Source organism: Bradyrhizobium sp. CCBAU 45389 (assembly GCF_028128625.1).
Taxonomy (GTDB): domain Bacteria; phylum Pseudomonadota; class Alphaproteobacteria; order Rhizobiales; family Xanthobacteraceae; genus Bradyrhizobium; species Bradyrhizobium liaoningense_B.
Map to the genome: position 1 here is coordinate 98,698 of NZ_LBIY01000084.1, position 21,384 is coordinate 120,081.

At 56.8% G+C, this 21,384-nt stretch carries 15 protein-coding genes and 1 pseudogene; 14 read left to right on the plus strand and 2 right to left on the minus strand.

What is annotated here, in order from left to right; translation table 11 throughout:
• Positions 1–72: 72 nt before the first annotated feature.
• Complete coding sequence (locus tag XH79_RS14860) at positions 73–279, plus strand: hypothetical protein (protein WP_164937386.1); 207 nt, start codon at positions 73–75, stop codon at positions 277–279.
• Between the two features lie 5 nt (positions 280–284).
• Here the strand turns inward: XH79_RS14860 and XH79_RS14865 are convergent, their stop codons facing one another.
• Positions 285–755, minus strand: coding sequence for a hypothetical protein (locus XH79_RS14865; RefSeq protein ID WP_271526426.1), 471 nt, complete (start codon positions 753–755; stop codon positions 285–287).
• 844 nt (positions 756–1,599) lie between these two features.
• Here XH79_RS14865 and XH79_RS14870 point away from each other — a divergent pair.
• The 13 genes and pseudogenes from XH79_RS14870 (at position 1,600) to XH79_RS14935 (ending at position 20,411) form a co-directional block, all read left to right on the plus strand.
• Entirely contained in the window at positions 1,600–1,830 is a 231-nt protein-coding gene (locus XH79_RS14870; protein WP_271526425.1) for a hypothetical protein, read from the plus strand.
• Positions 1,831–2,424: 594 nt separating this feature from the next.
• Positions 2,425–3,570 (plus strand): hypothetical protein, encoded by a 1,146-nt coding sequence (locus XH79_RS14875; RefSeq protein WP_271582128.1) that lies wholly within the window; start codon positions 2,425–2,427, stop codon positions 3,568–3,570.
• Between the two features lie 1,483 nt (positions 3,571–5,053).
• Complete coding sequence (locus XH79_RS14880; RefSeq protein WP_076829490.1) at positions 5,054–5,239, plus strand: hypothetical protein; 186 nt, start codon at positions 5,054–5,056, stop codon at positions 5,237–5,239.
• 1,023 nt (positions 5,240–6,262) lie between these two features.
• Positions 6,263–6,715 (plus strand): sulfotransferase family protein, encoded by a 453-nt coding sequence (locus tag XH79_RS14885; protein WP_271582129.1) that lies wholly within the window; start codon positions 6,263–6,265, stop codon positions 6,713–6,715.
• 354 nt (positions 6,716–7,069) lie between these two features.
• The gene (locus XH79_RS14890; protein WP_271582130.1) at positions 7,070–7,363 is read left to right on the plus strand and encodes a hypothetical protein; all 294 of its coding nucleotides are present in this window, start codon (positions 7,070–7,072) and stop codon (positions 7,361–7,363) included.
• A gap of 255 nt (positions 7,364–7,618) precedes the next feature.
• Positions 7,619–8,527, plus strand: a pseudogene (cysD, locus tag XH79_RS14895) (sulfate adenylyltransferase subunit CysD); the annotation flags it as partial.
• The gene (gene cysC, locus XH79_RS14900) at positions 8,527–10,242 is read left to right on the plus strand and encodes an adenylyl-sulfate kinase (protein WP_271526420.1); all 1,716 of its coding nucleotides are present in this window, start codon (positions 8,527–8,529) and stop codon (positions 10,240–10,242) included. The pseudogene cysD and the gene cysC, both read left to right, overlap by 1 nt.
• Before the next feature lie 2,200 nt (positions 10,243–12,442).
• Positions 12,443–14,854, plus strand: a complete 2,412-nt coding sequence (locus XH79_RS43120) for a 2-aminoethylphosphonate--pyruvate transaminase (RefSeq protein ID WP_442868884.1) — start codon at positions 12,443–12,445, stop codon at positions 14,852–14,854.
• Between the two features lie 31 nt (positions 14,855–14,885).
• Positions 14,886–15,944 carry a dhydrorhizobitoxine desaturase gene (rtxC, locus tag XH79_RS14915; RefSeq protein ID WP_271526419.1) on the plus strand — a complete coding sequence of 353 codons (1,059 nt, stop codon included), beginning with the start codon at positions 14,886–14,888 and terminating at the stop codon, positions 15,942–15,944.
• Positions 15,945–15,973: 29 nt separating this feature from the next.
• A complete protein-coding gene (locus XH79_RS14920) occupies positions 15,974–16,759 on the plus strand; it encodes a gamma-glutamyl-gamma-aminobutyrate hydrolase family protein (RefSeq protein ID WP_271526417.1) in 786 nt (261 codons plus the stop codon).
• A 129-nt stretch (positions 16,760–16,888) separates the two neighbouring features.
• A complete protein-coding gene (locus tag XH79_RS14925) occupies positions 16,889–17,791 on the plus strand; it encodes a DMT family transporter (RefSeq protein WP_271526416.1) in 903 nt (300 codons plus the stop codon).
• Positions 17,788–19,074, plus strand: a complete 1,287-nt coding sequence (locus XH79_RS14930; protein ID WP_271582131.1) for an ATP-grasp domain-containing protein — start codon at positions 17,788–17,790, stop codon at positions 19,072–19,074. Before XH79_RS14925 ends, XH79_RS14930 begins: the two co-directional genes overlap by 4 nt.
• Positions 19,074–20,411 carry a glutamine synthetase gene (locus XH79_RS14935; RefSeq protein WP_271526414.1) on the plus strand — a complete coding sequence of 446 codons (1,338 nt, stop codon included), beginning with the start codon at positions 19,074–19,076 and terminating at the stop codon, positions 20,409–20,411. The genes XH79_RS14930 and XH79_RS14935 overlap by 1 nt, the downstream gene beginning before the upstream one ends.
• A gap of 528 nt (positions 20,412–20,939) precedes the next feature.
• On the opposite strand, the gene XH79_RS14940 is transcribed toward XH79_RS14935, so the two are convergent.
• Entirely contained in the window at positions 20,940–21,281 is a 342-nt protein-coding gene (locus XH79_RS14940; RefSeq protein ID WP_271526413.1) for a hypothetical protein, read from the minus strand.
• Positions 21,282–21,384 lie beyond the last annotated feature (103 nt).

Sequence of the window (21,384 nt, forward strand, 5' to 3'; positions counted from 1 at the left end):
CAGGGCGGTCCCCGCCCAACTCACGCCAGTCCATTTTGCAGGATAGCGCCGCTATCGCGGCCAGATACGCCAATGCGTTGGCTGCACGGCGACGTGCTTTCCGGTATTCGCGTTGATCCATCCGCCGAAGACCCGACGGCAAGGAAAGACAACCCGGTGAATCGAATTACCCTCGATCACGGCAATCTCCAGATCCTGATCGTGTGGCGGCACCGTTTCGAGCCGCTCCCAGATCAGATCGCCATTGGATCCTGGTCGGTGTTCATTGCTGCGGGCTGACAAATTCAGATAACCTTGTGAAGACTACGCACGTTACTTGGGTTCCGCGCGGACAGGCTCGGCCCGATATCGCGCGGACGGCCCGGGGTGTCGATCGCGTTAGCCGCGGCGATAGGGCTAATCGGCCATGCGCTGTTGTGAACAGAACACGATCCGCTCGCGAACTGAAACATTTTGACTTCCGCCACGAAAGAACGCCCGAGCTTCCGTCGAATCGATCTGATCAGCTCAAGAACTCGGTTGTTGGTATTTGTAGCTGTACCGCACAAGCTAAACTGGACTGCAGCTCCAGCAATCTGGCCCGCGGCGGGGTAAATGGTCCGGCTTTCTGTCATGTCACGTCCCTTATTGGTGAGACATTCCCTGTCCTGCGGCGTCATCCTGCTGGGTGTGTGGGTGAGCTCGGCCGCGCCCTCGCGCGCGCCGCGCAGCCCATCCAGCGAGAGCGCAAAGACCTCGGATTCGCTTAACAGCATTAGGATGAGCGTAGCTCCGCTCGGAGCCCATAGTCGGGCCGGTCCGCAGGCCGATAAAGTAGACGCCGTCGCGAGCGGCGCAACCTATCATGTGCAGGTCATTGGCCCGCGGCTCGGCTGCGCCCGGCAGCAGTCCTAAAAAACGGTCGCTGGTACCCGGACATGAAAGCATCATGGGCGTCAAATCTTTCTGTCTGCCATGCGTCTGACCTTACTGGAAGATACTTCTATCAGGACGCAGCCGCCGTAGCGTTGATGCGGGTCAAAAAGTGGTGCGTGCCCGTTCGGGATTGGTCGAGCTCGAACGGACACAACGAGCCGCAGACGCCCGCGTTGACAGTCGACATGTCCGAACTCGCGCTTCCGCCAGCGCCTCGCGTTTCTCTGCAACGCCCAGCATGTTGATTTGAGGCGCAACTCACGCCCACGGGCTACGACGGCATTTTCCTCATTGCTCCGTCCACCCGAATCGTCGATCGATGTTCCGCCTTTCATTGTCGGTAGCTTTGCCGGCGCTGATCCCACCCTTAAGCTTTGGCACTGAGGTCCTGGACCGGGCTCATCGACGACAAGCCTGATGATCGGCTCTGCTGTCGCGCCGGCAAGTGGACCGTCGGATGCAGGTTCGGGATGCGCATTGCCCCGCGATCGCTTGCGCGTATAGCAGCCCGTCGGCGCATATAGAAATCCGGCCGCGATGAGCCGGCAAGCGATCGCGGTTCTTCGCGACAACAGGAGGCTGGCGCCGCGCTGCTATACGACCTGTCTTCGGAGGAGCGGACAGAGCTCTCGGGATGCTGCTTGAGGCAAATCAAATACTCTAAGGGCGAATGGCAGATAGTGGATGAGCGAACAGGAAGAGAGGGTCATGCCTTCATTTAACGTTCGGTTTATTAAGACCGTCTGCGACGATACCGGCGGTGAGCATCGTGCATGCCAGGCAGCATTCAAGGTCGATGCCGCCTCGCTGAGTGCTGCTGCACAGCAGGCGGAGACCGATTTCTGCAGGCAAAAGAGAGTCCGCGATTGGACAATCTTCGCCGATGTGTTGGAGCTTCGAACCCCGCCTGCATGAGCTAATCCGTCCACATCAGCCTTTTGAGCATCCCGCAAGGACGAGCTCTCCTGAATGAGCAAAGGGCGTTGTACTTCCCGATTTGTTCCACGGAAGCTTGAGTCTTCAACACCGACTAAGTCTCGTAGTTTTCGCCCGCGACGTTTGTGCTCGCCAGTCATGGCATCGCCTTCAGCGTAGACAGCTTGGGCGCCGGGCGCGACATCGTGGTCGTCGAGCATGCCTACGGCACGTGCGTCCGACGCCGGCGTCTCGATCGGACGTACCTCGCTTTTTACAATGGCCAGCGTTCCCTTTGAACCTTGGCGGCGCCGCTCCGGATCAAGCTTACTTCCGCCCGCTGCCATTTCGTGCGGTAGCCTTACTGTAGCACACGTTCCACTTATAGAAACGGCACGACGTCGGCAGTCGTGTTGGAATCCTGAAGGGACGGCCAATACGCCATCGCCCCGTGGCGAGCCTCCCAAGTCAGATAGGTTGAATTGGTGGTATAGAGCACGTATCCGGCAATAGCGTAGCGCGCATCTGACCTATCGACCCAAGCGGGATCTCGGAAAAGCAGAGAGCGGAAGATCGCGCTGCTAGGAGGTAAGCGTGGCCTTAAATTCGTACGACGAGTGGTCGAGATTGAAGGAAGTCATAGTGGGTACGGCCACTAATTATGCGGCTCACGATCGCGAACTCTCTTTCGATCTATTCTTTTTTGACAATCTTAAGGTCCGCTCGGAGTGGTATTATCCGCGTCTCTCGTCTGCGGTAGCAGGTACGGAAGCTGGCGCACGGGTCCGCCATCGGATCAAGGACCGCTACCTGGACGAATTGAACGAGGACGTCGAAGGAATCGTGAACACGTTGCGGGCGCTTAACGTGACCGTACATCGACCGATGACCCTCGATGCCTCCAGCGTGGAGGTTCGCACCCTTGCCTGGTCGGCGGCAGTCGTGCCGCCGCTCAATGTCCGCGACATAGCTTTGGTGGTTGGAGACGAAGTGATCGAGACCCCTCCTATGCTCCGCTCACGATACTTCGAGACACAATTTCTCAAACCAATCTTCGCGTCCTATTTCGACCAAGGCGCGCGATGGTCAGTGATGCCGCGCCCGTTGATGACCGACCGGTCATTCGACCGTTCCTACGTCCTATCAACGACCGGTGGCCCAACGGAACCGATTTCAAATCCCGGAACGCATCCCTATGACGTTGGCCTGGAGATGATGTGGGATGGTGCGCAGTGTTTGCGCCTGGGACGCGACCTCGTCGTAAATATCGCCACCGCGAATCACGCGATGGCATGTGATTGGCTAGAGCGCCATTTGGAGGGAAGATCTCGGATCCACCGTGCCTACAAGTTGAGCGATAGCCATATCGATAGCATGGTCATAGCGCTTGCACCTGGGCGGCTGCTCGTGCGATCTCGCGAGGTGGCCGACTATTTGCCAAAAGCAATGCGCAAATGGGACATGATAGTGGCGCCCGAACCACTCAAAAATAATTTCCCAACTTACGACGATGACGACCTTCTGTTGTCCAGTCTTTACATAGATATCAACGTCCTTTCGGTCGCTCCTGACGTCGTTTTAGTCAACGACGCCTGCCCAGAACTGGCGCGGATCCTCGAACACAATCGCTTTCAGGTAGTCCCGGTTCGGCACCGCCATAGGCGGATTTTTGGCGGGGGGTTCCATTGCTTTACTCTCGACACGGTCCGCGAAGGCGGCCCGGAGGATTACCTCAACTAGCACCGACGATATACGTAATCGTCTGCTTCCAAAGCAACGATCGTACAGTCGCTGCTTTGGAGCCTGATAGCTGGCGAAGGTGTGCTCGCCAGGACTGGTCAAGCTTATGCTGGATCACCTAGTTGCCAGAATTCAAAATTAGGGCGTATGCTCCCCAGCGCCGCAAAGTGGCTGAGCCAGTTATCATGTACTCTCCGCCGCGTTTGAGGTCGACGATCGTCGAGTGTCCTCCAGTGGACCGTAAGTTGGGACGCGAACGGGCTCACATCTTGCGGCGCGATCGTGCCCGTGAGGGTCTTCACGTATCAGGACGGGAGCAATTGAATGTCATTTGTTCGTCCAGTGACTTTAAAGGAGACTGTTGCTTCGATATCACCAAATCGATGAACAGCCGATCTACGCTCGCGTCAGAAGAGACACCACATGTTCGACATTTATTTGAACCGAAGACACGATCTTTTGGTCGTTCCGAGAGGCTTTGCGATCCCCCCGGGACTGGACGGCAATTGGAAGCGAAGGAAGCGGGCGGTTCGTTCCGTGAGCGACGTCATTCGTCAGGACGTACAACAGCGTGGTTACCACCGGCGTCGTTTGATCTCAAATCGGTCGAAGGCGGCAGTTGAGACCTCGTCAAACTCCTAGTCACGCAGCTATCTAGTGCTGAACCGTCCTTCGGAACATTCTGGCAGGACCTCGCCGATGCCGTCTCGAAAGCGTTGCTTACCGCGGCGACGGCAGGCGGGTGTCCTGCATTAGGCTTCAGGAGAATCTTTCTCTTGAAAAGCGGCGCGCTGCTCTGGAGCTTGCCTCAAAATAAGCATTATGCGGCTTTTCCTTGACTCAATGGCGTGCGTCTGAGTTTTCACCTGTCTATGCTGAAGCTAATTGCCGGCCAGCCGCACGGTTAGGCGAGCATCGAAGTCGTTGAGCAGCATTTGGCTATCTATTATGGCAGCGGCCCGGAGTTGCCGGCTCGTATGAAGCGCTTCGGAAGCCGCGCGCCCCCACTCGATATTTTGGGCCAAAGGCTGATCGAGCGGAAGGCCGGGCTGGATTATCACCGAGGAGGGAAGGGATCAGCTCGAGACGCTCGCACAATTAGATCGGGGTACTATGCAGGCGGAGGTTGAGCGGGAGGTCGCGCAAGAGCTGAAAGCTGGGCAGCCGCCTCTCTGACTTCGCAGCTGGGAACGAACGCGCGCAGAAAGCGCCCCACGGCAAGCGATGGAGCCTACGTAAACCAATATGTACTTCGACCAGATCGCGAAGTTCAATTTAGAACACTGTGGTTGTGATGGGTCTTAGAGCGCGAGGTTTGTATGAAGTTTACAATTCCACAGCTGCACCAGTCGAGACGCCTCGCTCGTAAGACGTGACCGAGCTTATACCCTGGCGCGACTTCCTATGATATTGCCTGTTTTTTGCGGTCGTCGCGCCTCGAAAACCATGTTACAAGCCGCTCCTCTCAAAAGGAGCATTAATCGTGAAGAAAGCAACCAAGAAACGCGTTAAGCGGCGCGAATGGACCAAGGCAGATATCAAGGAGCTCAAAGTTCATTCGAAGGCCCGAACCCCGGTCATAAAAATAGCAAAGATGACGAAACGCAGCGTCGGTGCTCTCCGCCAGAAGGCCTTAAATCTTGGAATTGGACTCGGACATCAGCGGTAGCTTTGGGCAGCGCTGGTACTGGCGCGGCAGGGCGGCTCGCAGGCCGCCCTCACCCATGGAAATTTTGGCGCAAATTAGTTTTACCGATCCGCGCTGAGAGGATTTTTTGGATGGTGTTTCAATGTCGCGGTGGGGGGCTCGAGCATCCTCTCATTGATGGACTTTCTTAGAAGTGATCTCAGTTGTTGTGACCACTCGCCATCCCATATCGGCAGTAAAGACACCGTCTCGGCTATAGCCCTGTCAAGGATCTCCCACATGAACGGCCGAACAATCTGCCTCCGTCACTAGAGGTGCGGCCAAGCGCGCTTTGCTGATCGGGTAATCTTGTGGAGGTCCATCAATCTAACACTAACAATCTAACACTCCTTGGCGCCGGGCAGGGAGGAGCAGCGTTGCGAGGTCCGCTAACCTAAATACCTCTTACAGTTTGGACGAATGGGCTTGTGTAAAACAAGCTTGCCGGACCTATAATCCAGTGTGTTGACCGACCAACGGCGGCGCTCTGAGTCTGGATCGCTGCCGCGTTGAGAAGATTGCTGCTGTCCTGCCAGGTGTGATGTCCACGAAATGGTCTGCGTCTTTGCAGCACTGCGCTCATATGCCGAAATTGATTGGAGTATGCCGAGCCTCAGCGAGGTGCATGTCGCATTTACCTCTTCAATGGCCCCAGCGCATGCATCTTCTGACTAAAGGTAGCTATCTTCCATGCCGCGCGCGGTCTTCGGCAAACGTCGGTATAGTTCTTTTCAACCTTCCCATATCCGCAGTCAATCTTCGTGCAATTGAGCTGTTGCTTCATTTCGTATTATTGGGTCGAGCAACCGGGGAAGCAATTGCAGTTATCCTTCCGTGATCCCACCCAATCGAACTGAACGGGTCTCAGGTCATGAGTGGCAGACAGAATCTGTGTCGTTTCGACTCTTTGCACGCAAGCGGTTATCCTCATGTGATCCGCCGGCTGGCTTTGTTTGGCCCAATCGAGCTCACAGGGGGCGCTTGCCAAGCACGAGTGTCTGAACGATGAGCGGACGTCTTGATCGTTCACCTGAGGTGTGCTTTCTGCTCGGCCTTCCACGATCCGGGACGACACTCCTGGCACATTTGCTGCAGCTCCATCCGGACATTGTGGCTCCGCCTGAACCCTGGTTGATGCTGGCGCTTGAAGCATTTGGCAAGGTGGATCGGCGCCATCCGGCGGGCAGCTCACTGATCGAGGCCGCAACCTCCGAATTCCTGGGACGGATAGATCGCAAGATCGTTAGCCGCGCTTTTACAGACGCAGCATACAATCAGTATCTGGCAGAAGCGGGCAAGCGCATCATCATAGACAAGACACCACGCTATTGGACGGTCCTTGACTTTGTTGAATCCGTGTACCCAGAAGCACCACACATCCTCTTGATGCGCAATCCCTACGCCATCGCCGCTTCACTGAAATCGACATGGGGCATCCCACTGCGGGCAGAAAGCTAGCGGCCGGTCAGCGTATCCAGTCTCGCTGACCTCATGCTCCGTCTGCCTGATGGCATAATATCTTCACTCGCCGATTTGGTTTTGGGTCTGCCTAGGCTCGCCGCGCAACGTACTCGCCGGCAGACTCATTTGGTGCGATACGAGCTGCTCGTGGCGCATCCGGACGAGGAAATCCAGCGTCTACTGGCAGGGCTCGGCTGTGATCCAGGAGGCGTCGCATCGGCGAGCATGGGATGAGCAGATTATCTTCAATCCAGCAGCTTTGGGGATCGAAAAATCCTGGAACGAAACGCCATCGACGAAAGCTCTGTCAAATCATGGCAATCTCAATTGAGCGTCGAAGAGATGCAAACCGTGACCGATCTGGTCGGTGCCGAGCTGTTGCTAGACCTCGGATATGAGCAGGAATTGCTGCATGCTCAGAAAGCCGGAGTTCTGGACAGGGGACGGGAGGTAACCGAACTCTATCGTCGGATGTTCCGAACCTGGTGGGATTTGCGAAGTGCCAAGGCAGGAGGATTGTCCAGCTCATCTCACGCTGGAGGGCCGGTCCACACTTCTTGGAATATTTCGGAAAACCGGGACGTGGCTATCGAGATGTTGCGAGGCGAGGTCGCGCGGCTTGAACAGATCCTCAGCATCTCCTAAGGACTCTGGATGCTTGTGATCAAGACACGCTGGTTGATCTAGCCAAGCTCGCTAATCGGCGCGGTGATCCCCCGATCAGGTATGACGCAGGCGCCGGCCGCACGAGCGGAAGAATGCGATATGCTGCCGCGTCCGGAAGTCTGCTGTCCAAGGGGCTCGACCGATGGACGAGCCATGCGTCTCCGCCGGTCGCTTCGCGGATATTGCCACTCTAGGGAGCCATAGAGCGGCGAAGAACAGAGATCCTCACGGAAAACAAGATATATGCTGCCGAAGCATCTGCGCCGTCTCGAGGCGGAATCGATTGAAATCATGCGTGATGTGGTCGCCGAGTTCGAAAGGCCCGTCATGCTTTACTCCATCGGAAAAGATTCAAGCGTGATGCTGCACATCGCGATCAAGGCGTTCTATCCGGCAAAAATACCTTTCCCCCTGCTTCACGTCGATACGACATGGAAGTTCCGCGAGATGATCAGCTTCCGAGACACAACAGCCAGGCGACTCGGCCTCGACTTGATCGTCCATGTCAACAAGGACGGCATCGCCCGCGGGATCAATCCGATCGATTCCGGCTCCGCCCTCCATACCCAGGTGATGAAGACCGACGCCCTGAAGCAGGCGCTCGACTTCCACGGATTTGATGCCGCCTTTGGCGGAGCCCGGCGCGATGAGGAAAGGAGTCGCGCAAAAGAACGGATACTCTCCTTCCGTTCGGCCGGACACGTATGGGACCCCCGTAACCAACGGCCGGAGCTCTGGAGCCTGTTCAACACACGGATTCGCCAGGGCGAAACCATGCGCGTGTTTGCGATGTCAAACTGGACCGAGCTTGAGGTGTGGGAATACATCATGATCGAGAAAATTCCGGTCGTTCCGCTCTACTTCGCAAAACAGAGACCGATAGTGCATCGAAATGGTGCGATGATCATGGTTGACGACGAGCGATTGCCGCTTAACTGCGACGAGACGCCGGAAATGCGGATGATCCGCTTTCGCACCCTTGGATGTTATCCCTTGAGCGGGGCAATTGAATCCGATGCGACGACGATCGAAGGTATCGTCGCAGAAATGCAAACTGCGACTGTGTCGGAGCGCCAGGGGCGCCTCATTGATACAGATGAAGCCGCTTCAATGGAGAAGAAGAAGCGGGAAGGCTACTTTTGATGTTAACAAATCCGACAATGGAGCCGGTCCCGGCCCGGACGAAGGATCAGTTGCGATTCATCACATGTGGCTCGGTGGACGACGGCAAATCGACGCTGATCGGCCGATTGCTGCACGACAGCAAGATGATCTACCACGATCAGATCACGGCGTTGGAACGCGACAGCATCAAATACGGTAGCACCGGGAATAACATCGACTTCGCTCTGCTTGTGGACGGGCTCGAGGCCGAACGGGAGCAGGGCATCACGATCGATGTTGCCTACCGCTTCTTCTCTACGCCGCGGCGCTCCTTCATGGTGGCCGACACTCCTGGCCACGAGCAGTATACCCGCAATATGGCTACCGGTGCCTCGCAAGCCCAGCTCGCCATTATCCTAATCGATGCACGCAAAGGCGTGATGGTTCAGACGCGCCGCCACTCTTTTATCTGTGCGCTGCTCGGTATTCGTCATATCGTGCTGGCAGTTAACAAGATCGATCTTGTCGCCTACGACAAGGAGTGCTTCGACCGGATCGCCCGTGACTATCTGGCCTTTGCTGCCGGTCTCGGCTTCACCTCGATCGTTCCAATCCCGATCTCGGCCCGCGACGGCGACAACGTCGTAGACCGCTCTGCGCGCGCCAACTGGTATCATGGCCCCTGCCTGCTTGAATATCTGGAGAGCATTGACATCCAGTCCGGGACCGCAAGCCAGGCTTTCCGCTTTCCGGTACAATGGGTGAACCGGCCGAACCCGGAGTTTCGGGGCTATGCCGGCGACGTTCTGTCGCGGCCGGACAATCAACCGGAGGTCGCCGACCAGTTCGCTGCTTATGTCATCTGGATGGACGAGGAGCCGCTCGCTCCGGGACGCAATTACGTCCTGCGGATTGGATCGCAGACGATTGCCGGCAGCATTACCGAAATTAGGCATCGGATCGACGTCAACACTTGTGAGCATCTGGCCGCCGGGATGGTTTCCCTGAACGAGATCGCTTTCTGTAATGTTGCGACCACAATGCCCGCAGTATTCGATCCTTACGATGTCAATCGGAAGACCGGATCATTTATCTTCATCGATCGTTATACCAATCGTACGGCCGGGGCCGGCATGATTGCCTTTCCGCTACGGCGGGCTGCCAATATTGCTAGGCAAGGCCTATCTGTGGATCGGAGGGAGCGCGCCGCGCTCAAGAATCAGAAGCCCTGCGTCATCTGGTTTACCGGCCTGTCTGGTGCGGGAAAGTCGGCGATTGCCAATCTCGTTGATCAAAAGCTGTTTGCGATGTCGCGGCATACAATGCTGCTGGATGGCGACAACCTCCGGCACGGATTGAGTGTGGATCTGGGCTTCTCGGAGGCGGATCGCGTGGAGAACATTCGTCGTGTCGGTGAAGTTGCCAAATTGATGGCAGACAGCGGCTTGATCGTGATCTGTTCGCTTATCTCGCCCACCAGAGCCGAACGGGACAGGGTACGCACCCTGGTTGGCAAGGAAGAGTTCATAGAAGTCTTTGTCGATACGCCGATCGAGGAATGCGCGCGGCGAGACCCGAAAGGGCTGTACTCAAAGGTGAAATCAGGCAAGATCAAGAACTTCACGGGAATCGACGCGTGCTACGAAGCACCAGCAACACCGGACATTCATCTCAGGACCATGGAGCAGACCCTAGAGCATTCAGCGAAGGCGGTGGTGGATTTCTTGATGGCGCGCTCAATTCTTGATGGTTAGATGTTCCTCGCACCGCGTATACGGCTCTGAGGCGGGGCCTGCGACCGAACTTTTCGCTCTAAAGGAACAAAATGGTCGCACCAACTCGTGTGCTGCCAGCTTCCGGTTTTGTGCTCGAGGTGGATGGTCAATTCAAAACCGAGTACGCGAGCAAAGATGGAGCATGGTCAAAAGCCGAGGAGCTCAAGAGACGCCGTCCCATGCTGCAGGTCGAAATTTACGACGCGGTGAGAAAGGCCAGAGAGGAAGTCCGTCTTCCGCCAGGTTGAATTTTCGCTTGACACTTTTTGCTGCGCGTGCGGCCACGCAGAGCTCCGTTCAAAGCCGAGCCGGGGGCCGCGACTCGGCCAGCTTTAACCTCCGCGCAGTACGAAGCTCGTACCGCGAGTTCCGGGGGGCTGGCTATTCGGCGAGCCTGCGCTTACTCCCGGCATATTGATCAATCTAAACCGAGCAATCGGTCACGATCCATCCTGTCGCGGTGATGGTAACGTCCGAGAAGCTTACTTCCTATTGGCCGCCGCTCGTGGGCGAACACCATCGGCGTACGCTCCGCACCTTCGTGTCGCGAGGCAACGCTGCCGCGAACATCAGCCATCCTGAGCTACGGAGCTCCTGCCGCGTGTTTGGGGCATGCTTCATTCCGCCTTCCATCGTGTCGCCATGAAGGCGGCCATGGCACGGCCGAACCCTTGGCAAGCGACTAAGACTGATCTCTTGATAATCCGCTCTGGTCAACCGTCAACGTGCTCGACCGCGCTGTAGACGGCGTCGGACGCGAGCTCGCATCAACGAGCGGCCCCTGGAGACGAGAAGAGAGCAGAACGACTCGGAAGTGCGGCTTGCGTCAAACCAGAGTGTCTCATCCGCGAGGTACTGGCGCGGACCGGGTGCTGGCGATGCGCGGAACTCCTGCCCGCCGGCTCACGGTTTGGAGCCGCAGTAAACTACGGCATGCTGGCTGCCGCCATGATCTCTTGATGAGACGTCTCGCGGCGAAGCTGCGTGTAGTACCGAGAGATGCTGCCAACCTAGTGATCGCTTTCAAGATGCGCCGGACTCGGCTTGACGTACTCCTAGCAATTCAGGACGAGATGTTCTGTGTCACGCCGCTCGCCGAAAGGTCTCGACTGATCCTTGCTGACCGGGCAGCGATCCAAGATCGCTCAACCGCTTCTGGTCGGACTCGGCCGCAGGCTGCGAAGGCTGCTCCATTCGAGCGCAATGACGTAACACAACAGCTAAGCCAGAAGGTGCAAGCTTTCGGGCGCCGCATCCAGGAGGATCTCGCCGGAACCGAGGAGAAACTCCGTACTTCCATATGGCGCTTTCGCCAGGATCGTCCGTAAACGAAACGATCAGCCCTCACTTCGCTGCAGGAATCTCGCTCGCAGGCGGAATGCTTACGATAGATCCAAATTGAACTCTCAAAGTAGCGAACCCTCGCTGTGGATCCTCCGTACTCCGCTGCCTGCGTCGGCTTGTCGCTGCCAAATGGGAGCACGTGACGAAAAATTCGCGCGAGAAAAACGCCGGAGAGGGTTGAAACGCCCGTAACGTCAAGTTGTACGATCTCAGAAATCGCCAACACGGTCATTAGCGTCACAAATCCTCCAACGAGCGACGGAGTGCAAATGTATCAAGTCCCAAGCAAACGCATTGGACTTCCGCCGCGAACGACGATCATCGAGTGTGTGATGCTTAATCATCCGCGCGCGACGATCCCGGCTGCATCGCCTTTCTGGCGTAAAGCGCCTGGCTGGGCAGGCTCACACGTAAATCGTCGGCCAACTGGCGCTGCGTAGCGCAAGAAGGCGACCGCGCCCAAGCCTGCACATGGCGTGGCAGTTGGATGATAGCGTGTTCGGCGCCAGTTTGCGTCCGAGCGCTCGGTGCCAAAGGCTATTTGGAAGATCTGAAGGGCATCGACGGGGAGCTTTGTGAGGAATCGCTCTCCATCCGCGATGGAATATTGGAGGTTTGTCATCCGGCAGCCTTTTCGAGCGGCCGATGCCAAGCGCGCTCAATGGCGCTTCATTCGAAGCTGTTGACGAGGAAGGGGACGCGTGCGCCACGGGGGCTGCCCGGTGGGCGTGCTCCAGGTCATCAACGAATACAATGTAGGAGGAATGGTTTGACAAGACAGCGCTCTCTGCTGACGCCTGGTCCATTGTCGTTATCGCTGGCGGTGAGGAGCCAGATGCAGCTTGATCTCGCATCTCGCGATGACGAGTTCAAGGAGGTGACCGCCTGCATGAGGCGCCTGATGCTCAACTTGCTGGGAAATGCTGAGGACTATTCGGTGGTGCCTATTCAAGGGGGGGGCTCCTTTGCAATGGAGGCTGCCCTCTCTTCGTTCGTGTCCCGGGCCCACAGGCCGCTCGTCTGCGTAAACGGCATCTATGGCGAGCGCATTCTACAAATTTTGCGACTGTGGGGTATCGAAGCACTGAAGTTTGTCAAGCGCGCGACCGATCCTTTGGATCCGCAAGAAATCGGCGAGTATTTGAACCGAAATCCTGGCGTTACGCACCTATGCTTCGTGCATTGTGAGACGACAACCGGGATCGTCAATCCGCTGCACGAGATCGTGGAGGAGGCGAGGCGACGTGGCGTAAAGACCATCGTCGATGGGATGAGTTCCTTCGGCGCCCTTAATATCGACCTGAGCCAGCGTGGAGCTGACGTCCTGGTCACGTCGAGCAACAAGTGCATAGAAGGGCCGCCGGGAGTGGCGTTTGTCATCGCGGCCCGCGAGCTGCTGGAGAATGCCGTTCAAGAACCGAGGTCGTTTGTGCTCGACGTGAGAGATCAGTGGCTCTCGCTCGAGCGCACCGGTGAGTGGCGCTCGACCCCTCCCACCCACATCGTTCAGGCAACGACAAAGGCCCTGAAGATTCTGCACGAGGAGGGTATCGATGCCAGGCGCTGCAGGTACGAGAAGGTCAGGGGCGATCTCGTAAAAGAACTCGAAGGACTGGTGTCTCCGCTCCTTTCCGCGGACTTGCAGTCGCCGGTTTGCGTCGCGTTCAGTGCGCCGTCGGGAATTGTGGACCAGGCAGGTTTCGATGGGCTTTATCGCCATTTGGCGGCCCACAACCTATACATCTACTCAAAGCTGCATCTTGCGACGCGTAGCTTTCGGGTCGGTTGCATTGGGGAAATCCAATCCAGCTGGATTGAGCAGTTGGGATGCGCTTTTCGTACATATTTCCGATCCGGTCAGGCTCGGTTAGCAAGGCCCATGTCGGGCCAAGAGGCGTGCGGGGCTGGCTTAAAGATGCCGGCTCGAGCGGCTGCGGACCCGCGGCTGCCGTTTTCGGCCGAGACTGCTGCTCTGCATGCGGGCTATCGGCGAGACCCGGTGACGAAAGCCGTCGCAGTGCCGATTTACCAGAATACAGCTTATGAACTCGATGGCGATCTAAACCACATCGCTGACGTCTACAACGTCAAGGCCGATGGGTTCACCTACACAAGGATCATCAATCCAACGACCCGCGCGCTGGAAAGGCGCTACGCCGCCGTCGATATGGGAAGCGATTCGCTCGCCGTTGCGTCAGGTCAAGCAGCGACGTTCCTTGCTATCGTCAACCTGTCAAGTGGCGAAGTGGGGGACAATGTCGTCGCCTCTCCGTATCTATATGGCAATACCTGGAACCTGCTCCACAACACATTAAAGCGTCTTGGGATCAGCGTGAGGACGGCTGATCCTCGAAGGCCCGAGACGTTTGAACGTGCCATTGATGATCGCACGATATGCCTGTTCGGAGAGGTGATCTCGAATCCTTGTCTGATTCCGCTCCCCGTCAAACAGCTGGCCGAGATCGGCCGAAAGTACGGCGTGCCTCTGGTCGTGGACAATACGACCACGCCACTGGTATGCCGGCCGTCAGATCTTGGCGCTGCCATTACGACGTACTCCGCAACGAAATATATATGCGGCCACGGCACGACGCTTGGTGGACTGATCGTTGACAACGGCGAGTTTAGCTATCGGGGAGCCTCTCGCTTTCCCTTGTTCAACCGTCCCGACGATGCGCATGGCGGAATTGTTTGGCATAATGCGGTGTGCGATGTCGACGATCTTGGAAAGAGCGAGTTTCTTCTCAAGGCTCGCATGACCTGGTTGCGCGATACCGGCGCAGCCATCGCCCCGTTTGCGAGCTTTCAACTGATCCAAGGGCTTGAAACGCTGCCGCTCCGCATGAAGCAGCACTGCGCAAATGCCAGGATCGTCGCCGGCGCTCTCAAGGAGCATCCTAAAGTGCGTCGCGTCTTTTACCCGGGGCTCTTCGAAGGCGCCGATCGGGAAATCGTCGAGCAGACACTCGACACCGCATACGGACACGGGGCGATGGTCATGTTCGAAGTGGAAGATGAACTGGCCGGGCGCAAGTTCATCCAGAACGTTGACTTGATGTATCACGTTTCGAATGTAGGCGACGCCCGCACGCTCGTGACCCATCCTGTCTCGACGACCCACACCACCGTCCCGCGGGAAAAGCGCGAAGCCGCCGGCATATTTGGCGGCTCGATCCGGCTTTGCGTCGGCATCGAAGATGTCAACGACATCCTGCGCGATCTGGACAAGGCGCTTTCCGCAATCTGACAACCTGCAAGGCGATCAGGAGGAGGTTCTCATGAATCAGGCAGACGCTTGGAAATTGAGGTCATCACGCTATGAGGCCGTTCAATTCAGCCGAGAAATCAATAGGCAGCTATCCGAGCTGAGGCCCGACAACATAACGGGAGCGGCTTATATTGCCAAAGATTACGCTGTCATCACAGCGTGTACGCTCGCGACTGTGTCGGTCTCATGGTGGTTCTACCCGCTCGCCGTCCTTCTGATTGGCGCCTATCAGCGCGGATTGACAACCATCGCTCATGATGCGGCTCACCGCACGCTCGCGAAGAACACGACCTGGAACTACGTCCTGGGCATTCTGTTCGCTTCCTATCCCTTGTTCCAGCGCCACTGGGCCTACCGGATCTCGCACGTCTATTTGCATCATCCGTATCTCGGAGATCCGGACAAGGATCCCGACCTGAAGTTCTTCCTGGCCAGCGGGGTTTACAACGTGCAGCCTCCGGAGCGGTACGCTTTCAACATGATCTGGAAGCCGATCTTTGGCGGCGCGACAGTGGCGTATCTGAAGTATCTTTGGGTCAATCGATTTTCGATCACAGAAGTCGAGGATCAGAGCCGCTCAGGCATACTTATCGACAAGTATGGCTTCTATCTCTTCTGGATCAGCATCCTGGCCGGGTCATATGCTGTTGGGCTGCTCCATATCGTCGTCCTGTTTTGGATCGTGCCCTATCTCACCACGTTTCAGGTCCTCGGATGGTTTATCGAGCTAGCCGAGCACTCACCTATGTGCGAAACCGAGACGCAGAACGTCTATCTCACCAGGAATCGGAAAGGAAATTTTCTCGAGCGGGCTATCCTCGGACAGAATCTGGATGAGTACCACCTTGAGCATCACCTTTCGCCGGGGATCCCGTTTTGGCTGTTGCGTAAAGCTCAGAAAATCCGAATGCAGGATCCGAACTATGCGAAGGTTGCCGCGACCTGGGGTGGGCTCTTTGTCAAGGGACCTCAAGGTCAACCTAGCGTCATAGCTCAGTTAAAAGAGCGAAATCGACGCTTGTATGAGCAGTCCGTTGCCGAGGTTCGCGCGCGAGGGCAGGTCGCGTGACGTTGCTACGGCCAGAGAGCACCCGAGCCGTGGTCGGCGTCACTTCGAACCGTCTTCTGGTCGATGGTGTGCATCGCGACTGGTTGCGGCGCAAGTACTTGCAGGCACTCAATCGTCATGCGGGAGTGGCTTGCGTCATATTGCCGACGGTCGACGCCGAGGATGCGGGGGAGGAGGTCGCCCCGGCGATCATGCGCCGGCTCGATGGCTTGGTGTTGACAGGTGATGAATCCAACGTCGACCCCGCCGTCCTGAGAGCGCCTGCGTCCCTGACGCAGGCTGATCGGCAGGACGTTGAGATTGGGATCCTTGACCGTCCGCGGGACAGGCTCTCTGCCGTAACTATAGCGAGCGCCATCGCACTCGGAATGCCTATTCTGGGCATCTGCCGTGGGCTTCAGGAACTCAACGTCTATTTCGGCGGCACGCTCCGCTCATCGCTTGCGGAGTGGAGGCCGGAAAGTGGCGCGATGCATGCCGAGAAGCCAGATCGTCCAAGAGACCGTCAGTACGACGCCGCGCACGGCGTCACGATATGTTCCGATGGCGCGCTCTTTCCAATCGCGCGGACGATCGAAGCGCAAGTCAACTCGCTGCACAATCAAGGCATCGAGGCGCTTGCCCCGGCGCTGAGGCGGGAGGCGTGGGCGCCTGACGGTTTGGTCGAGGCGGCTTCAGTCATTGGCGCCCCGACCCTCCAAATCGGTGTGCAATGGCACCCCGAATGGCACGCCTCAACCGATCTCCTCAGCAAGCAACTATTCAAGGCATTTGGAGAGGCGTGTGTTCGATACTACCGAACTAAGAAGAACTAGAGGCGGGTTGTGACATTTCAAACCAAACGTGGTCCGTGCACGTCGAAGGGACACTCCCTCGGAGCCGATGCACGCCTCCAGTCCTGCGAGGGCCGTGCGCCGCCTCGCGGGCACAGGAATACTGGGCGATTGACGAATCGCTTCGCTCTGGGAGTTCTATTTGTAGCGCTCTATGTCGTCGTGAGCGCGGCAGGCGAGGTTTATGCGGCGTCGTATTTTCAGCAAGCGGATGTGTTCGTCGCGCTCCCGCTGTCCTTCGCTGTGGTTTGTCTGATGTTCAATCTCCTGGCTTGCCACCAGGGAGGCGAGGCAACGGTGGCGAAATGGTCGCTCCTGGTCTTCGTCGCGCTCAATATCGTGACAGCAATCAGCTGGATCGGCCTATTTATCGGACTGAAATACGCTGAACCTGCGATCGTCGTCGCCTTCATGGTGGCGCTGGGGCCCACCGCAACAGTGTGGTTAAACGCACTGATCAGGCGCCAGGGTGCCCCTCCAGCATCTGATATTGTCGTGAGCGTTACGATCGCAACGATCGGGAGCTACATGATTTGGATCTCGGCCAGCGGCAACGCAGGCGTGGAGTGGGGAACTCGATCGTCCTTTGGCATCGTCTTGGCAATCGTGGCCGGCCTATCGCTGGCCCTTACAAATATACTTGTCAAACTTCTGTTCGACCATGGGTTTTCTGGCCGACAAGTCCTGGCGCATCGCTTTTATGGAACGATTCTCTTGCTGCTGGGACTGGTCGATCATTCATCTATCGCGCCTGAGATCTCGCAGCATTGGTTTGCGATCGCAGCAATTGGGCTGTCGACGATCATTGTTCCTTTGCTCTTGATCCAGCAGGGCATTCGTCGCGTAGAGCCCTTCACAGTCAACATGGTCCTGTCCACCGCCCCTATCATCACCTTTCTGTTCCAGTACTTCGATTCTCGTATCGTGCCTTCACTACACACGTTCATTGGAAATGCTCTCATTACGGCTGTCGCTGTCGGCAACATCTACTTGCAGTATCGGAGATCCGCATGAAAGAACGGAATTGTGTAATCGTAGACGCATACTCTACCGGCCGATACCTACCGGAAGAATTCAAGCGCTATGGAATTGGAACAGTGCATGTGATGTCGGCTGCACAGATACCGCCCATATTCCAATCGCATTTCAATGCGGATCTGTATGATGAACTCATTCGCCCCAGCGAGCGCATGGGATATGACGACATCGTTGATTATCATCTTCAGGCTCTCTATGGCCGGGAATTGGAGTTCGTTATCGCGGGCTGCGAGACCGGAGTTGAACTCGCCGATTCTTTGTCGGAGCGGCTTGGTTTACCATCAAATGGGACCGCGCTATCCGCTGCTCGGCGTGACAAAGCGCGATTGTCTTGCGCGCTGACCTCTGCAGGCGTGCGATCGATCAGACAAGTCGTGTCCGACAGTCCTGTAGAGATCGCGAGCTGGAAGCGTGAAGCGAAGTTCGATCAGATCGTGATCAAGCCTCTGAACAGTACGGGTACCGAGGATGTATTCTTTTGCTCGACAGATGCTGATATTCAGCGGGCCATGAGCGCAATTGTCGGGAAGACGAACCGCGTCGGAGCGTTGAATCGTTTTGCCCTTGGGCAAGAGAAAATAAACGGCCAGCAATATACCGTAAACGCCGTCTCGATCGACGGGGAAGCCTTCGTTACGGAGGCCTGGACCTATGACACGGTTCCTGTTGAGAGGGCATCTTCGGTCTGCTCACTTGAGAGATTGTTGGGAGGCAGCGAACCAATCGTTCAGGAACTGTCCGACTACTTGGTGCGTGCGCTGCAGGCACTACAGATCGTCGACGGACCGGCTCATGCTGAGATCATCGTCGATCATCGGGGACCGGTTCTGGTGGACTTCGGAGCGAGGCTTCAAGGGACCATGTCGGCAAAAGCACGAACGATGGCGTTGGGGCACAACCATATGAGCCTGACGGCCTGGCGCTACGCAGATCCCAAGGGCTTTGGTGAATATATGAGGTCGCGCGGGCCTTACAAGCGACAGGCTCACGCACTTTGCGTCTCGCTGATCTCGGATATGGGCGGTGTCGTTGCCGGTTACCCGGGACTCGAAGCAATCCGCAAGCTCCCGAGCTTCGCGGATGCCATTGCATTCGTTCCGATTGGCCAAGAGCTAGTTCCCACGATCGACTTGGCGTCGACACCGGGCATCGTTTATCTCGTGAATAGCGACTTGACTCAGCTTGAGAGTGACTATCGCAAGTTGCGAGCAATGCGGATGGACCAGGTGTTCGATTTAGTGATGCAGGATCGGGACTAATGCCAACTGATCCCAGGTTGACCGGAGCGAATCCAGCCCGCGCCGCGATGGTCGGCGTAAGCGACTTCGATGGCGTTCTGCGAGGCAAACACGTCTTAGGGGAAGATCTCTCGGATGGAGATAAAGTTATCAAGTTCTCTGAAGCGGTGCTGGCGTGGGATTGTACGGACCGGGTCATTCCGGCCAGTTTCACGCAAAAGCCGCTATCAGCGTTCGGTGATGCTAACCTGCGTATGCTGTCAGGCACCGGCCGTTCGGTGTCTCATCTTGGCGATCAATATCTCTACCTCGCGGAGTTCACGGGCGTACATGAGAACATCTGCCCCCGCGGCGTTCTGCGCAAGGTCCTAAGAAGGGCTGCTGACCACGGATACGACTGCACTGCCGGGTTCGAGTTTGAATTTATGCTGTTTAAGGAGAACGCAGACACGATCGAAGAAAAGCCGTTCGGCGAATGGGCTCCTTTTACGCGCGGCCCGTTCGGCTACTCGATTGCGCGATCTGTCGCGCAACATGAGCTGTTCGATGAGATCTTGGCGCTTTGTGAGAAGGCTAGAATACCTCTCAGCGGACTACATTTTGAAACGGGACCAGGCGTGGTCGAAGCGTCACTTCGTCATTGTGATGCGTTGGAAGCTGCCGATCGAGCAACCATATTCAAGTCGATGATAAAAGGCTGGGCGCAAACGCGAGGCATGATGGCTACATTCATGGCCAAGGTTTCCGAGAAATGGCCCGGCCAGTCCGGCCATATTCACATCTCGATGTCCTCGGATGGTCAAAATGCGTTTTACGACGGTGATGCGTTCGGCAACCTCTCCGATCTTATGAGGCAATTCATCGCCGGACAACTAGAATACATGAATGAGTTCTGTGTGCTCGCTGCGCCGAACTTCAACAGCTACAAGAGATTGGTACCTGGCTCCTGGGCACCAATCTGCCCAAGCTGGGGAGTTGACAACCGCTCCTGCGCGGTTCGCGCCATTCCGGGAGAGCCATCTGCCCATCGCCTGGAGTATAGGCTGCCTGGCGCAGACGTGAACCCATATCTCGCGCTCGCATGTGCGATCGGTTCGGGAATATTGGGCGTCGAGACAGGTCCGCCACTACCGGCTTCGATCATTGGTGATGCAAGCGCGGAAATGTGTCGTCCGTCGGCGAGACTGCCTCAAAGCCTATCAGAGGCAACATCTCGTTTTGCACGGTCTGCAGCGGCCAGTGATGTCTTCGGAGAAAGGTTTGTTGAAGCATTTTCTTGCTCGCGCCGTTGGGAGTGGGAAGCCGTTCAACATCGGGTCACCGACTTTGAACGTCGGAGATACTTCGAGATCATTTAGCTTGAGCTCTTCAGTTCTGAAGATCATTCTTCTGGCCGGTGCCGGCGGGGCTACTGTGGCGGTCTGTGCCGCTGATGTTGGACTTCATACAGAGCAGATGTGCGTTACTCGTTAAGTGAGGACCTTGGGAACGCTGATGAGGTCTGCTGTTATCTGCTCTATGACAACCGCGATTGCTCCTTGCGATGCTAGGACAATCTTGCTCGCCGTCAGGCAGAAACTCCACTTGTCGCCCTGTCCAAATCCGAAGTCGGCTCTGTATGCAGCCGGGCGCCGTCGAAACGTCTACCTGACACAGTGGCGCGCGTACTACGCCATGTCACAGCGCGCTACGTTACGGGCGCGATGTCATGGACCGAAGCGCACAATGCGCATGGTCTCGTTTTACAGAAACCATGCGCTCAAGATCGAAATGCTCGGACTGCATAAGGCCCGCGACCGGTAAGGACATGGCTAATGATCCTTGCTCGATGCGCGCCATTTCTTAGTGTCGAAGACGCCCGGCGCTTGGCTTGAGGTGTGATCTTTTCAATCAAACTTATAGGACGCCTGAAAGAACGTACCCCAGCGCTCCATGCTGAACTTCGAAAACTGAGTATCGCTGATCTTTCCGGGGCCACCACAGCCTGTGCATCTCACTTCGCTGTCCTTTCTAGTCCACATTGCCCAATAGCGCCCGCCGACGCCGACGCTGAAGTTCTTGGTGATGAAGTATGACAATACGCCTTCCACCTGGACGCCGCCGCCACCATTGCCGCGCTGTTCAGCGAAGGTGGTCACGTCGCGCAAGAGATGGTTGTCACGCCCCTTGAAATCGGTCCAGGGCAGGTAGGCGATGTCCGTGCTCAGACGCCAGCGCTCGCTGAGCATGGTTTCGGCACTTAGGCCGACCCGAGGTGCATTCCACTGAGTATTCTGGCTGCCAACGATCCTGTCGCCTCTCGCAAGACATGGCCTTCGGGGGTTAACCGTT